Origin of the sequence: Streptomyces sp. NPDC005266, assembly GCF_040607655.1 — a bacterium.
Taxonomy (GTDB): Bacteria; Actinomycetota; Actinomycetes; order Streptomycetales; family Streptomycetaceae; genus Streptomyces.
Genome location: NZ_JBEXHC010000001.1, coordinates 307,758 through 321,546, shown reverse-complemented (window position 1 = coordinate 321,546; position 13,789 = coordinate 307,758). Strand labels below are relative to the sequence as shown.

The following is a 13,789-nucleotide window of genomic DNA, read 5'->3' as shown; positions in this document are numbered from 1 at the left end:
GGCTGCCGCTGAGCCGGCTGCTGGCCTCTGGCTAGGGGCGGGCCGGGCCCGGCCGCCGCGGGCGCGGGGTCAGGGAGACAGCGGGGCGAAGAGGTTCACGGCGCATCTGGCGCGGGAGGTCACGGCGCTGGCCGGGCTGCCGCTGAGCCGGCTGCTGGCCTCTGGCTAGGGGCGGGCCGGGCCCGGCCGCCGCGGGCGCGGGGTCAGGGAGACAGCGGGGCGAAGAGGTCCACGGCGTTGCCGTCCGGGTCCAGGACCACCGCGTAGCGCTGCCCCCAGAACGCGTCCCACGGCTCCTTCTCCCCCCGCACCCCCGCCCGCACCAGCTCGGCGTAGGTCTTGTCGACATCGGCCGGGCTGTCGCAGGCGAAGGCCATCGCGATCCGGTGGGAGCCGCTCGGCGGGGTCCAGCCGGGGTTGAAGGAGCGGACCGTCTCCACGGTGTCCCAGAGCAGGCGGTGCCCGCCCGGCAGCGGCGCCTCCGCGTGTGGCTGGGTGTCGGCCTCGGCGGGGATGTCCAGACCGAGGCGGCGGTAGAAGGCGAGCGAGGCGGCCATGTCCGCGACGACCAGGCCGATCGCGTCGAATCGTGGTGTCATGCGGGCAGCGTAGCCAGCGTCCCGGCCGACGGTCTTGAACGAATCGGACGTCAGGGGCGCGCGTCAGGGGCAGCGGATGACCTGCCCGGCGTAGGACAGATTGCCGCCGAAGCCGAAGAGCAGCACAGGGTCGCCGGACCCGACCTCCCCGCGTTCGACGAGCTTGGAGAGGGCCAGCGGAATGCTGGCGGCCGAGGTGTTTCCGGATTCGACCACATCCCGCGCGATGACGGCGTTCACCGCGCCGAGCTTCCGCGCGACCGGCTCGATGATCCGGAGATTGGCCTGGTGGAGGACGACCCCGGCCAGATCCTGCGGTTCGATCCCGGCCCGTTCGCACACCTGCCGTGCGATCGGCGGCAGTTGGGTGGTGGCCCAGCGGTAGACGGACTGGCCCTCCTGGGAGAAGCGGGGCGGGGTGCCCTCGATACGGACGGCGTGGCCCATCTCGGGGACCGAGCCCCACACCACCGGGCCGATGCCCGCCTCCTCGGTGGCGACGACCACGGCCGCGCCCGCACCGTCGCCGACCAGCACACAGGTGGAGCGGTCGGTCCAGTCGGCGGCATCGGTGAACTTCTCGGCACCGATGACCAGCGCCGCCGTGGCGGATCCGGCCCGCATGGCGTGGTCGGCGGTGGCGAGGGCGTGGGTGAAGCCCGCGCAGACCACATTGACGTCCATGGCGGCGGGGCAGGTCAGCCCGAGCCGGGCGGCGACGCGGGCCGCCATGTTGGGACTGCGGTCGATCGCCGTGGAGGTGGCGACGAGCACGAGGTCGATGTCGGAGGGGGAGAGCCCGCTGTGGGCCAGCGCCTTGGCGGCGGCGGCCGTGGCCATCTCGTCGACCGTCTCGTCCGGGCGCGCGATATGGCGGGTGCTGATGCCCACCCGGCTGCGGATCCACTCGTCGCTGGTGTCGACCATCGCCGCGAGGTCGTCGTTGGTGAGCACCCTCGCGGGCTGGTAGTGGCCGAGCGCCAGTACGCGTGATCCGGTCATCGGGTATCCCCTTCGCGCGGGTGTCGGTGTCGACGTATGTCGCGTCCTTTGCGTAGGTGTCGACGCACAGTCTGCGGTGTGCCCAGTCTTGAGCGGAACCGACGTGCCGTGCACGCGGGTCCTCACCAATCTTGTGCCCCGAGATCTGGAGCTTTCGGCCTTTCCTGATCCGGCACCGGAGTGAAGCGGGCGGAACCGGATCACCCCGCGCCGCCGTCTGAAGCCGTGCTCGACGGGACGAGGAGGGAGCACGGTGCGGAACATCGGGGGACGGGTGTCGCCGGGATGGCGGCGGGCGATGCTGGTGGTGCTGGCCTTGGTGCTGGTCCAGCTGGGGTCGCTGGTGCGGCCGGCGTACGCGTGCGGCTGCGGGGGCATGGTGCCGGGCCGGAACACCACGCTGGCGGTGCAGCGAGAGTCGTCGGTGGTGCGCTGGGACGGCCGCTCCGAGCAGATCGTGATGAGCCTCACGGTGCGCGGTGACGCCCCCGAGGCCGCGTGGATCATGCCGGTGCCGCACCGGGCGACGGTCACGCTCGGCAACCAGGCCCTGTTCGACGACGTACGGAGCGTCACCGCTCCGGTCGACAAGGACCGTCACTACTTCTGGCCGAGGGACGGTGACTGGCCCCTCGGCGACGACGATCACTCCGTGGGCGCGGCCCCGGACGGCGCCCGGGCGGGCGCACCACCCGTGGGCGTGGTCGGCCGGGAGCGGCTCGGCCCGTTCGATGTCGCGCGGCTCACCGCGACCGACCCGGACGCGCTGCGCGACTGGCTGGAGGGCCATGGCTTCGAGCTGCCGGACCGGCTGGCGGATGGGCTGACGCCCTATGTGCGGGCGAAGTGGGAGTACGTCGCCGTACGGCTGGCGCCCGCGGACAAGGGCCGGCGGGCCGTGCTCGAGGGAACGCTCGATCCGCTGCGGCTGACCTTCGCCTCCGAGCGCCTCGTCTACCCGATGCGGCTCTCCCGGCTGGCGAGGACACCGCAGGCCCTGGAGCTGTACGTGCTGGCCCCGCACCGGATGGAGCCGCGCGGCGACATCGGCGGCCGCCCGCCCGAGGTGGTCTACGCAGGGCGGGTGGGCCAGGATCGCTCATCGCACGGACAGCTGGCGGAGCTGGCGGGCGGGCGGCCGATGTTCCTGACGGCGCTCCGGCAGGACTTCCCGTGGCCCGAACGGATCTCGGGTGACCACGAGTTGCGGCGCACCGCCCGTGACGACCCGTACCAGCAGGTCGTCTACCACGACACCCTGCTGACGGTGGGCGGCGTCCCGGTGTGGCTGCTGACGGTGGGCGGCGGCCTCCTCGCCGTGGCGGCCGCCGTGTTCACGGCCCTGACGGTGAGGCGGCGCCGCCGCCCGGTGGCGCGAGCGTGGCCGGGTGACCCGGCCCCGGCTCAGGACAACTGGCCGTCGTAGTCCGGCAGCTTGAAGGACTTCTCGGCGTGGCCGCCGGTCAAGTCCGTGGGGCTGTTGCCGATATTGGCGATGATCGTGTAGCCGTTCTTCTCGATCTCCGCGCGCTTGGCCGTCTTGTACGCGGCTACGTCCTGGAAGAGGTCGGGCAGATGGCGTACGTACAGCCCCGCGACCGGGTAGCCCACCTGCTCCAGGTTGTACTCGGTCGGGGGAGTGAGGATGCCCGGCCGGGCGGTGACGAAGAAGATGGCCACGCCGCGGTCGTGCGCGTACTGGGAAAGCTTCAGGACCGGGGCGACGGCGGGCTGCGGGTAGCTGAAGCCGAAGTCCGTCTCCAGCGACGTGTTGTCGATGTCGAGGACGATGGCCTGCTTCTCGCCCGCCGCGTGCGCGGTGCGCCGTTCGATGTAGGGGCGGGCCTGTCCGTCGATGATGGCCCGTACATCGCGCTGCCAGGTCTCGTAGTCGACCTTGTCGCCGGCGGTGGGGGTGGCGGCGGCTCCGGCGGTGGGGCCCGGCCGAGCCGTGGCCACCGTGGCGCCGGTCGTGGCGGCGGTGGCCGTGGTGGCCGTGGCGCCGACGCCGATGGCCATGGCCACGGCCACCGTCGTCGCGCCGAGCCGTCGCGATCGCGCGCGTGTTGCTGTCATCGGTCACATCCCTCGAATCGAAATGGATCTGCCCCGTGACATGTTCACGGCTCGGGGTGGACGCGAGGGGGTAAACACATTACTGATGAGTAACGGTTGCCATGGCGGAGCGCCAAAATAGGCCAACGACACGTGCCCGGCCGTCCGTTGACTGGTCAGCCGGTAGATGGGTATGTCATGTACTGAAGGGCCGGCCTGGATCCAGCGGCGGCGACCGGCGTGGCTGCGGGCTCCGGTGTCGCGCGCCTCCACCATGTCAAGGAGGCTTGCATGTTCGATGATCGGCCTGCCTTCGGTGTCCGTGTGCGTGCGCTGGGGAGCGTCACGGTCGCTGAGGTCGAGGGAGAGCTGGACATCTTCGCCGCGGGGCGGATCGCGGCTCGGCTCGACTCCCTCGCGCATCCCAGGTGTCCGGATCTGGTCCTGGATCTGCGGCCGGTCACATTCCTTGACTGCGCCGGGCTGTCCCTGCTGTGCCGGGTGCGCAACCGGGTGCTGGAGCGGGGCGGCCGGCTGCGGCTGGTGATGGTCGATCCGCGGTTTCTGCGGCTGCTGCGGATGGTCCGGCTGGACGACGCCTTCGAGGTGCTGGACGATCTGGCACCGGTGATCGCGGGGGCCGCGGACCCGGTGGCCGGGGGCGGGGGCGACGCCTACGCCTGAGGCGCATCTGGCCGAGTGTCAATAGTACGAACCGAATTTCACTCGAATGAGCGGACTTCCGGGGCGCAATGCTGCGTTCCTCCCTCCGTGACCCGAGGTCACCCCCGTACGCTCGCGGGACATCACCCAAAGGACCCGGCCGATCCGTCCCGCACCCGAAGCCCGATCCTGCCCGCTCCCGGGGTCCTGGCGGAGGTGAGAGGGGGCAGTGTGCCGTTCCGAGGGGATATCGCGATGACGCAGCAGGGTGGCTCATCGGCGTTCCCGGACACCGAGCCCCGCGCCCGTACGTACTGGATCGGCGACCACGCGGTCGTCGAGCTCCACGGCGAGATCGACATCGCCGGGCTGAAGACCGTGGGAACGCCGCTGGACCATGCCACCGCCCACGTCACGCCGACGGCCATGGTCATCGTCGACTTACGGGCCACCGTCTTCTTCGACTGCTCGGGCCTGGGGCTGCTGTGCCGCGCTCATCGGCGGGCCGCGGAGCGCGGCGGTCGGTTGCGGCTGGTCTGCGACAACCCCTTGATCATTCGGACCCTGCGCGCGGGCCGGCTGTTCGATGTGCTGCCCCCGGTGTCCACGCTGGACGAGGCGCTCCGCGAGGAGTAGCCGGCCGGTCCGGCGCGATGCCGCAGCCGTTTGGCGGCGGGCCTCACACCCGGCGGTCCTGGGGAGGCGTCACCTGATGGCCCCGGTGCGACCGCCCGTGAAGCCAGCGGCGGAGGCGGGAGTGGTGGCCGACCGGGATGTCCTCGTGCTGCTCGGCCGAGACATGGCTGCCGTTCGCGACATTCGTCCGGTGGATCAGCAGGGCGCCCACGGCGATCATCACAAGGATCACGACCACGGTGATGGCGGTCTCCATGGCGCTCACTCCCTGAGGCCCGAGCCCGGCCGGGAGGTGGACCGGCCGGATTGTACGGAATGCTCCGTATATACCGTACCTCCGGCGCGAAGTGGCGGCGCTCCCGCGCTGCACACGCCGACCGCCCGCACCGGCGTCGGGAACCGGGTGCGGGCGGGTGGGCCCTGATCCATGGGTCAGCGGATCAGCGGATCAGTGGGGCTTCAGGAGGCTCAGTGGGCCTTGGCGAGTCCCTTGTCGATCGAGGCCAGGCCGTTGGCCCACAGTTGGTTGACGCGGTTGATCTCGGTCTGGTTCGGCTGCGCGTTGGTGCAGGACGGGCCGGGGCCGCCGCCGGACATCAGCTCACTGCACGGGCCCGAGTAGTGGTCCGGCAGCCCCAGCACATGGCCGGTCTCATGGGCGGTGACCCGGGTGGAGTCGTACTGCTGGTTCTGCGCGTAGTCCAGGAAGACATAGCCGCTGCCGTGGCCGTCGGTGCTCGCGTACGAGCCCCTGGAGTCATTGCCCTCGCGGTAGGTGAAGTCGGGGTTGCTGCCCTCCTGCAGCTTCACATTGGTCACCGACGCGTTCCAGATCTGGGTGCTGCGGGATATCTGGGACCGGAAGGTCGGGGCCTGGCCGGCGTTGTAGACGACGGTGACGGCGGCGGCCGTACTGGGCGACTTGGCCCGCTTGGCCAGTGCCGACTTCATCACGGCCTTGATGAAGGCGTCGGTGTCGGCCCGCTCCTGGCCGCCGGGGACATAGCCGGCCGCGGCAGTGCGCTGGGTGGCGGTGTGATCGGGGGTGGCCGCGGAGGCGGGCAGGGCGGACAGGGTCGCCGCCAGGCCGAGACCGAGGGTCACGGACAGCGCTGACTTGCGCAGGGACATGTGGGGGGCTCCTCATCGTCCTCGGGCCCCAACCGCCGTGTGGGGTGCGGCGGTCGGTGGCCGTGGGATGAACTCTTGGTGCCGAAGAGTCTTGAGGAGGATCCGTGTCGCGCGGAGATATCAACCGGCGATAGGACGAAGGCATACCCCGCCCCGCTTCCGGCCGGTACGCCACCGCCGCTGATTGACCGTCCGCTGCCTGGCGTTGACCACCGATTGGCCTTTTGGGCGCGGGTTTGGCGGGGTTTCAGAGTCTGGTGTGGCGTCCGCGAGCGCCGCTATGCTCCCGCCGTGGAGCTCGAGGTGAGGCACCTTCGTGCGCTGTGCGCCATAGCCGACACCGGCAGCCTCCGGAAGGCGGCGCGACAGCTGGGCATGACCCAGCCCTCTTTGACGACACAGCTCCGGCGCATCGAGACCACCGTCGGCGGCCGGCTGTTCTCGCGGGAGGTCACCGGCAGCCGGCCGACCCCGCTCGGGCGCTCCGTGCTGTGCCGCGCCCGGCCGATCGTGGCCGAGATGAACGCCCTGGTCAAAGAGGTCCGGCTGGAGGCGGGACAGACGGCGGACGCGCGGCTGCGCATCGGCAGCACGGGCAGCCGGGCCGTCGTCGGATGGCTGCGCAGGCTCCGCACCCGGCACCCGGACACGGACACCACCATCCACATCGACGTCTCCGCGAACGCGCTGCTGCAGATGGTCGCGGCCGGTCAGCTGGACGTCGCCTTCGTCCACGAGGTCGAGGGCGCACCGCTGAGGGTTCCCGAGGGCGTGGAGCGCCGCGTACTCCTCGCGAGGGAGCCGCAGTTCATCGCCCTCGCCGAGACCCACCGGGCCGCCGCCCGGCCCGTGGTGCGGCTCACCGACCTCGCGGCCGACCAGTGGATGGTCGACCCCAGCGTGGACGGCGAGGGGCCGGGCCTGCGCCGGGTGCTTGCCGCCGCCGGGCTGAATCCGAGGGTCGTGTACGGGGACTATCTGACGGCGGCCGACCTGGTCGCCTCGGGTGAGGTGGTCACCCCGTGCCAGCCCACGGCGCGCTCCCGGCAGGGCGTGGCCGTCCGGCCGCTGTACGGGGATCCGCTGACGGTCCGGCTCTACCTCGCCTCACGGGCGGGCACGGACGCCCGCGCCGGGACCGCCGGCCCCCTCGACGTGAACGCCCTCTTCGGCGATCTGGAGGACGCGTACCTCGAGATCGCCTGGGCGAGCGCCGCGTACCGCACGTGGCTGATCCGCAACCAGAGCCCGCTGCTGCGCCTGCACAGCGCCCGGATGCCGGACCCGGTCCTGGACATCGGCCTCGCCGGGCCCGCCGAAGGCTCGTAGGGCCTTCAAGGCCCGGGCGGCGGCCCGCTCAGTCGTCGATCGCCTGGTACGCGAGCGTCCAGAAGTCGAGATACGCCGCGGAGAAGACCGGGAACCGCGCCCGCTGGCTCATCATGACCGCCACCATCTCCTCGGCGGGATCCGACGCCCACGTCGTGCCGAGACCGCCGTCCCAGCCGTACTTCCCGGGGACCGCGGAGACGCTGTCCCGCCCGGTGACCACCGAGAGTTCGGGCAGCAGCCGCTCCACCGGCTCGTCCAGCCGCAGCACGCACTCCTCGACCAGGATCATCGTCGCGGCGGCGATGACGGGCTTGGTCATCGAGGAAATCCGGAAGATCTTGTCCCGGCGGACCGGATCGCCGCCACCGACCGCCTTCGTGCCGATCGCCTCGACATGCGTCTCGCCGCGCCTGCTGACCAGCGTGACCAGGCCGGGCGCCGCGCCGTCGGCCACATGGCGCTCCATCACCTCACGCATCCGGCCAACGTGCGGTGGACCACCCTCCGGCGCTCATCGCGTGCCCCTCCGTCCGGTTCATCAGGTTCGTCCGGCATACCAGCAGACCGCGCCCGGCCCGCTTCGGCGGGTCGGGCGCGGTCGGGGAAGGCAGGCGTGGGACCTGACAAAGGGCGGGTCAGCCCTTCTTGGTCTCCCAGAAGATCTTGTCGATCTGGGCGATGTAGTCCAGCGCCTTCTGGCCCGTGGCCGGATCGGTCGAGCCCTTGGCCGTGCTCAGGGCCTTGAGGGTGTCGTTGACCAGCTGGTGCAGCTCCGGGTACTTCTCGAAGTGCGGGGGCTTGAAGTAGTCGCTCCACAGCACGGAGATGTGGTGCTTGGCGAGCTCCGCGCGCTCCTCCTTGATGACGGTGGCGCGGGCGCGGAAGTGGGGGTCCTCGTTGGCCTGGTACTTCTCCTGGATGGCCTTGACCGAGTCGGCCTCGATGCGGGCCTGTGCCGGGTCGTACACGCCGCAGGGCAGGTCGCAGTGAGCGCTGACCTGGACCTTGGGGGCGAACAGGCGGGAGAGCATAGAGCTGTCCTTCCATTCGTGATCGTCTTCTCAGGTGCGAGATTACTCCGTGGGTGAAGGCTTTTCTCGGGTGCCCCGGGGGGCTTAGGTCAAAAGTCCGGTGGCAGGCTGGGATGCCTGGGATGGTGGTGGGAGAAGTACGGACCGGAGGTGCCGTGGAGATGCGGGAGCAGCTGCACGATCGCGGGCCGGAGCGGGACCGCGACCAGCGCGGACTGCTGCGGATCGGGCTCGCCGAGGTGTACAACCCCTCGATGCAGCCCACCCTGTACCCCGGCGACCAGCTGGTGGTGCGGTACGGGGCGCCCGTGCGGCCGGGGGACGTGGTGGTGCTGCGCCATCCGTTCCGGCAGGACCTGCTGATCGTCAAGCGCGCGGTGGAGCGGCGCGAGGGCGGCTGGTGGGTGATGGGCGACAACCCGTACGTGGAGAACGACAGCCGGGAGTTCGGCGTCGTGCCCGACGAGCTGGTCGTCGCCCGTGCATGGGTGCGGCTGCGGCCGCTGCCCGGCGCGGGGCGCGGGGTTCAGCGGTCGAAGGCCGGGCCGGCCGGGCTTGCCGGGTGGGTGTCGTGGGCGGCGTCCGCCGTACGGCCCGTACGGTCGCGATCGTGGTCGCGCTCCTTGCGGGGGCTGCGCACGGCGGCGGCCGGGCGCTCGGCGTCGAGGCGTTTGCGCGCTCGGTAGGCGGCGACGTTGGCTCGGGTCGCGCAGCGGTCGGAACAGTAGCGCCGGGATCGATTTGTCGATGTGTCGAGATAGGCGTTGCGGCAGGGCGACGCCTCGCAGATGCCGAGCCGGTCCACGCCCAGCTCGGTGAGGTGGAAGGCGAGCCCCATCGAGGCGGTCGCGGCGAAGCCGGCGCCCGCGTTGGCCGCGTAGTCCGCGATGTGCATATGCCACTCGGGCCGGCCGTCCTCGTCGCGGTACTCGTGCCCGGAGATCTGCGGGCTGACCGGGAACTCGATGAGCAGCGCGTTCAGCAGATCCACCGCCAGGACCTCGTCCCCGCTCGCCGCCGCCTCGAAGACGGCGCGCAGCCGGGCCCGCACCGACCTCAGCCGGGTCACATCGGCGTCGGTCGCGCGCCGCGCCGCCTGCTGACTCGCGCCGAAGAGCGCGCGTACGGCGTCCACCGAGGTGAGGGCGTCGGTGCCGCGAGCGGGCTCCTCACTGTTGACCAGACGCACGGCGAGATCCGAGTAATAAGCGAGTTCCACTTGTGGTCCTTACGAGGAGCGATCTAAGGTCGGTAAGAGGCGCACTGGGTACGAGGGTATTACGTTACGGACGAATGCGACATGGAGGAGCGGGATGACGGACACCGTCGCCGTGGCGGACTGGCAGGCGTGGCAGCGGAGCTGGGACCGGCAGCAGGAGTGGTACCTCCCCGATCGCGAGGAGCGGTTCCGGGCGATGCTCGACGTGGTCGAGGCGGTCGTCGGCCCCGAGCCTCGGATCCTCGACCTCGCATGCGGCACAGGCAGTATCTCGGACCGGGCGCTGCGCCGGTTCCCGGGAGCCACCAGCACCGGCGTCGACCTCGACCCCGCGCTGCTGACGATCGCGCGCGGCCACTTCGCGGCGGACCGCCGGATCGCGTTCGTGACCGCCGATCTGCGCGACCCCACGTGGCCGGACAAGCTGCCGCACCGCTCGTACGACGCCGTCCTCACCGCCACGGCGCTGCACTGGCTGCGCTCCGATGAGCTGCGGGTGCTGTACGGCCAGGTCGCTGGGGTGGTACGGGACGGCGGGGTGTTCCTCAACGCCGACCATATGCCGGACCCGGCGACGCCCCGGCTGAACGCGGCCGACCACGCGTACCAGAAGGAGCGCCAGGCCCGGGCCAGGGCCGAGGGCACCCAGGACTGGGTGGACTGGTGGCAGTCCGCCGCGGGGGACGTGGCGCTGGCCGGGCCCGTCGCCGAGCGGTTCGCCATCTTCGGCAATCCGGCGGACGGCGACCACGCCGAGGGCGAGGCGCAGTCCCCGGCCTGGCATGCGGAGGCGCTGCGCGAAGCGGGGTTCGCAGAGGCGCGGACCGTGTGGTGCTCGGTCTCGGACGCGATGGTGCTCGGGCTCGCGTAGCCGCCGGGCAGACGGCGCGAGGGCGGTACGGGCGTGCGTGCCCGTACCGCCCTCGCCGCTCGGACCGGGGTCAGAGCACCTTGGACAGGAACGACTTCGTCCGCTCGTGCTGCGGATTGGTCAGCACCTCACGCGGATGCCCGGCCTCCACGACCACCCCGTCGTCCATGAAGACGACCGAGTCCCCGACCTCGCGGGCGAAGCCCATCTCATGGGTCACGACGATCATCGTCATGCCGTCCTCCGCGAGCCCGCGCATCACATCGAGGACATCGCCCACCAGTTCCGGGTCGAGCGCCGACGTGGGCTCGTCGAAGAGCATCAGCTTCGGCTCCATCGCCAGCGCCCGCGCGATCGCGACGCGCTGCTGCTGTCCGCCGGACAGCTGCGTGGGGTAGTTGCCCGCCTTGTCGGCGAGCCCCACCCGGTCCAGCAGCTTCAGCGCACGCTCGCGCGCGACCGCCTTGGTCTCGCGCTTGACCTGCACCGGCGCCTCGATCACGTTCTCCAGCGCGGTCATGTGCGGGAAGAGGTTGAAGCGCTGGAAGACCATGCCGATGTCCCGCCGCTTCTCGGCGACCTCGCGGTCCTTGAGCTCGTAGAGCTTGTCGCCCTTCTGCCGGTAGCCGACCAGATTCCCGTCGACGTACAGCCGCCCGGAGTTGATCTTCTCCAGGTGGTTGATGCAGCGCAGGAAGGTGGACTTCCCGGAGCCGGACGGGCCGATCAGACAGAACACCTCGCGCGGGGCGACTTCGAGGTCGATGCCCTTGAGGACCTGAACCGCGCCGAAGGACTTGTGGACGCCCTCGGCCTTCACCATGGCGGTCATGCGCTGACACCTCCCTGGCGGTTGGAGAACGAGAGCAGATTGGCGCGAACGCGCTGGAGCGGGGTCGCGGGCAGGTTCCGGCTGGAGCCGCGCGCGTAGTACCGCTCCAGGTAGTACTGGCCCACGCTCAGCACAGAGGTGAGGATCAGATACCAGGTGGCGGCGAGGAAGAGCATCTCGGCGGTGGCGCCGGAGTTCTGGCCGACCTCCGCGGTGGCCTGCAGCAGATCCCAGTACTGCACGGCGATCACCAGCGACGTCGTCTTGAGCATGTTGATGAACTCGTTGCCCGTCGGCGGCACGATCACCCGCATCGCCTGCGGCAGGACGACCCGGCGCAGCGTCTTGGCGTGACTCATGCCGAGCGCCTGCGCGGCCTCGGTCTGGCCCTCGTCGACCGACTGGAGGCCGGCGCGGCAGATCTCCGCCATATAGGCGGCCTCGTTCAGGCCGAGGCCCAGCAGGGCGGCCAGGAACGGGGTCATGAAGTCGGACCACTCGTCCTTGTAGATCGGCATGATGTTGATGTAGTCGAACACCAGGCCGAGGTTGAACCAGACGAGCAGCTGCACATAGACCGGGGTGCCGCGGAAGAACCAGATGTAGCCCCAGGCGATGGACGCGGTCACCGGGTTCTTCGAGAGCCGCATCACCGCGAGGATGATGCCGAGGACCACCCCGAGCACCATCGAGAGGATGGTGATCCAGACGGTGTTGCGGACGCCCTTGAGGACCTCGCCGTCGAAGAAGTAGTCCGGAATGGCGCCCCAGTTAACATCGCCGCGTGCGAAGGCGGAGACGAGCAGCGTGAGCAGGGCGATGGTGGTGACCGCGGCGAACCAGCGGCCGACGTGCCGCACCGGAATGGCCTTGATGTTCTCCGGTGCGGGCGGCCGGGCGTCGTCGACCGGCCCCGCCTTTTCGATCTTAGTTGTCACGGGTAGTGCCTTTCAGCGCAAGCGCGCGAGCGAGCGGGGAGGGGAGGGCCGGGTCACTTGCCGCCGTTGATGATGGCCTTGGTGACAGCGCCCTCCTTGACGCCCCACTTCTCGGCGATCTTGTCGTACTCGCCGTTCGCGATGATCAGGGCGAGCGCCTGCTTGAGGGCCTCGCGCAGCTCGGTGTTCTCCTTGCTCACGGCGATGCCGTACGGGGCCGCCTCCACCTGGTCGCCGACGAGCTCGAAGTCCTTGCCCCCGCCGGAGGTCTTCACCGCGTACGCGGCGACCGGGAAGTCGCTGGATCCGGCCGCCGCGCCGCCGCCGCGCAGCCGGGTCTGGGCCTCGGTGTCATTGGCGAACGCCTCGATCGAGATCTTCTTCTTGTCGTCCTTCTCGCACTTCTTCGACTGGGACTTGGCCAGATCGTGCGAGACGGTGCCGCGCTGGACGACGATCTTCTTGCCGCACAGGTCGTCCCAGGTCTTGATCCCCTTGGTGTCGCCCTTCTTGGTGTAGATCGAGACGCCCGCGGTGAGGTAGTCGACGAAGTCGACGCCCTGGCCCGCCTTCTTGCCGGTGTCGGGGTCGATGCCCTGCTGGCGGCCCTTGTTGTCGGTCATGGCCGACATGGCGATGTCGTACCGCTTGGATCTCAGCCCGGACAGCAGGGTGTCGAAGGTGGCGTTGTTGAACTCGAACTTCACCCCGAGTGCCTTGCCGAGTGCGTCGGCGATGTCCGGGTCGATCCCCATGACCTTGCCGTTCTTCTTGAACTCGACCGGCGGATAGTTGATGTCCGAGCCGACCTTGATGACGCCCGCGTCCTGGATCTTCTTCGGCAGCGCGCTGAAGAGCGGGCCCTTGTCGGCAGCGCTGGACGAGCCGCTCTGTGCCTTGTCGGTCTGGTCGCCACAGCCCGTCAGCAGCAGGGCACCTACCACCGCTATCGCACCGACAGCGGCCAACCGGGAGTTCGGGGCGACCCGACGGCGCGTGAAGCTGGCGGTCATGCTGGTTCCTCCGGCGGGGTGAGAGGGGGTGACGGAGATCTCGCTGAACACATTTACGGGTGCCGCGATCTCGTGTGATTGGGGCATCTTGCCACCGGACCGGCCCGAACGGGCGACCAGCCATGTCAAAATCGGATAACGGGCGATCCCCGTGAAGCGCAGGGGCGGTACGCCGGGCCGGACAGCGGTGGCCGGGAAGCGGGACGGGGTCATGGTCGCGCGGAAAAGGGCGCGTGACTCTGGCATGTGCATGCAGAAGCGATTCGACCGCTTTCATTGGTAACGCGACGTTTCTGAACTCCACCGCGACCGGAACTCGCTCGTTCTTGAGCCGCGCGTCCGGTAGAAAAGACGGCTACACCCCCTTATCCGGGGCTCAGGGTGCGTGTGCGACGCACCCGGCGTCCGTATCTCGTCCCAACTGACGACCATCTGCTCAGTGGGAACCGGCCGGACGCGGTGCCCGC

The 13,789-nt window shown here is 70.3% G+C and carries 16 protein-coding genes and 1 pseudogene; 6 read left to right on the top strand and 11 right to left on the bottom strand.

Going from position 1 to position 13,789, the window contains the following annotated elements:
• Nucleotides 1-203: 203 nt before the first annotated feature.
• Together ABZU99_RS01425 and ABZU99_RS01420 are read right to left on the bottom strand one after the other, a co-directional pair.
• On the bottom strand, nt 204-599 hold the full coding sequence (locus tag ABZU99_RS01425) for a VOC family protein (RefSeq protein ID WP_356049886.1): 396 nt from the start codon (nt 597-599) through the stop codon (nt 204-206).
• A gap of 63 nt (nt 600-662) precedes the next feature.
• The gene (locus ABZU99_RS01420) at nt 663-1,601 is read right to left on the bottom strand and encodes a beta-ketoacyl-ACP synthase III (protein WP_355946786.1); all 939 of its coding nucleotides are present in this window, start codon (nt 1,599-1,601) and stop codon (nt 663-665) included.
• Nucleotides 1,602-1,899: 298 nt separating this feature from the next.
• Between ABZU99_RS01420 and ABZU99_RS01415 the strand changes: the two genes are divergently transcribed.
• Complete coding sequence (locus tag ABZU99_RS01415) at nt 1,900-3,027, top strand: DUF2330 domain-containing protein (protein ID WP_356049910.1); 1,128 nt, start codon at nt 1,900-1,902, stop codon at nt 3,025-3,027.
• Here ABZU99_RS01415 and ABZU99_RS01410 read toward each other — a convergent pair.
• Nucleotides 3,006-3,677 carry an HAD family acid phosphatase gene (locus tag ABZU99_RS01410; RefSeq protein WP_355946789.1) on the bottom strand — a complete coding sequence of 224 codons (672 nt, stop codon included), beginning with the start codon at nt 3,675-3,677 and terminating at the stop codon, nt 3,006-3,008. The genes ABZU99_RS01415 and ABZU99_RS01410 overlap by 22 nt on opposite strands.
• A gap of 270 nt (nt 3,678-3,947) precedes the next feature.
• Between ABZU99_RS01410 and ABZU99_RS01405 the strand changes: the two genes are divergently transcribed.
• Both ABZU99_RS01405 and ABZU99_RS01400 read left to right on the top strand, forming a co-directional pair.
• Nucleotides 3,948-4,340: an STAS domain-containing protein gene (locus ABZU99_RS01405; RefSeq protein WP_355946792.1), complete on the top strand. Its 393-nt coding sequence runs from the start codon at nt 3,948-3,950 to the stop codon at nt 4,338-4,340.
• A 234-nt stretch (nt 4,341-4,574) separates the two neighbouring features.
• A complete protein-coding gene (locus ABZU99_RS01400) occupies nt 4,575-4,955 on the top strand; it encodes an STAS domain-containing protein (RefSeq protein ID WP_355946795.1) in 381 nt (126 codons plus the stop codon).
• A gap of 43 nt (nt 4,956-4,998) precedes the next feature.
• On the opposite strand, the gene ABZU99_RS01395 is transcribed toward ABZU99_RS01400, so the two are convergent.
• A complete protein-coding gene (locus ABZU99_RS01395) occupies nt 4,999-5,211 on the bottom strand; it encodes a hypothetical protein (RefSeq protein ID WP_355946797.1) in 213 nt (70 codons plus the stop codon).
• 212 nt (nt 5,212-5,423) lie between these two features.
• Nucleotides 5,424-6,086 (bottom strand): snapalysin, encoded by a 663-nt coding sequence (gene snpA, locus ABZU99_RS01390; RefSeq protein ID WP_356049882.1) that lies wholly within the window; start codon nt 6,084-6,086, stop codon nt 5,424-5,426.
• Nucleotides 6,087-6,377: 291 nt separating this feature from the next.
• Here snpA and ABZU99_RS01385 point away from each other — a divergent pair, with 291 nt between their 5' ends.
• On the top strand, nt 6,378-7,415 hold the full coding sequence (locus ABZU99_RS01385) for a LysR family transcriptional regulator (RefSeq protein WP_356049880.1): 1,038 nt from the start codon (nt 6,378-6,380) through the stop codon (nt 7,413-7,415).
• Between the two features lie 28 nt (nt 7,416-7,443).
• Here ABZU99_RS01385 and ABZU99_RS01380 read toward each other — a convergent pair whose 3' ends face one another.
• Together ABZU99_RS01380 and sodN are read right to left on the bottom strand one after the other, a co-directional pair.
• Nucleotides 7,444-7,896 (bottom strand): serine hydrolase domain-containing protein, encoded by a 453-nt coding sequence (locus ABZU99_RS01380; protein WP_356049878.1) that lies wholly within the window; start codon nt 7,894-7,896, stop codon nt 7,444-7,446.
• A 157-nt stretch (nt 7,897-8,053) separates the two neighbouring features.
• On the bottom strand, nt 8,054-8,449 hold the full coding sequence (gene sodN, locus ABZU99_RS01375) for a superoxide dismutase, Ni (protein ID WP_356049876.1): 396 nt from the start codon (nt 8,447-8,449) through the stop codon (nt 8,054-8,056).
• A gap of 161 nt (nt 8,450-8,610) precedes the next feature.
• Between sodN and sodX the strand changes: the two are divergent.
• Nucleotides 8,611-9,048: pseudogene (sodX, locus tag ABZU99_RS01370) on the top strand (nickel-type superoxide dismutase maturation protease); the annotation flags it as partial.
• Here sodX and ABZU99_RS01365 read toward each other — a convergent pair.
• Complete coding sequence (locus tag ABZU99_RS01365) at nt 8,976-9,668, bottom strand: CGNR zinc finger domain-containing protein (RefSeq protein WP_355946823.1); 693 nt, start codon at nt 9,666-9,668, stop codon at nt 8,976-8,978. The pseudogene sodX and the gene ABZU99_RS01365 overlap by 73 nt on opposite strands.
• A gap of 94 nt (nt 9,669-9,762) precedes the next feature.
• Here ABZU99_RS01365 and ABZU99_RS01360 point away from each other — a divergent pair, with 94 nt between their 5' ends.
• A complete protein-coding gene (locus ABZU99_RS01360) occupies nt 9,763-10,539 on the top strand; it encodes a class I SAM-dependent methyltransferase (protein ID WP_356049873.1) in 777 nt (258 codons plus the stop codon).
• Nucleotides 10,540-10,609: 70 nt separating this feature from the next.
• Here the strand turns inward: ABZU99_RS01360 and ABZU99_RS01355 are convergent, their stop codons facing one another.
• Genes ABZU99_RS01355 through ABZU99_RS01345 form a run of 3 tightly spaced genes read right to left on the bottom strand, consistent with a single transcriptional unit; the run spans nt 10,610 to nt 13,322 of the window.
• Entirely contained in the window at nt 10,610-11,371 is a 762-nt protein-coding gene (locus tag ABZU99_RS01355; RefSeq protein WP_355946828.1) for an amino acid ABC transporter ATP-binding protein, read from the bottom strand.
• A complete protein-coding gene (locus tag ABZU99_RS01350) occupies nt 11,368-12,309 on the bottom strand; it encodes an amino acid ABC transporter permease (RefSeq protein ID WP_355946831.1) in 942 nt (313 codons plus the stop codon). The genes ABZU99_RS01355 and ABZU99_RS01350 overlap by 4 nt, the downstream gene beginning before the upstream one ends.
• A gap of 53 nt (nt 12,310-12,362) precedes the next feature.
• Complete coding sequence (locus ABZU99_RS01345) at nt 12,363-13,322, bottom strand: ABC transporter substrate-binding protein (RefSeq protein WP_356049871.1); 960 nt, start codon at nt 13,320-13,322, stop codon at nt 12,363-12,365.
• Between the last annotated feature and the right edge of the window lie 467 nt (nt 13,323-13,789).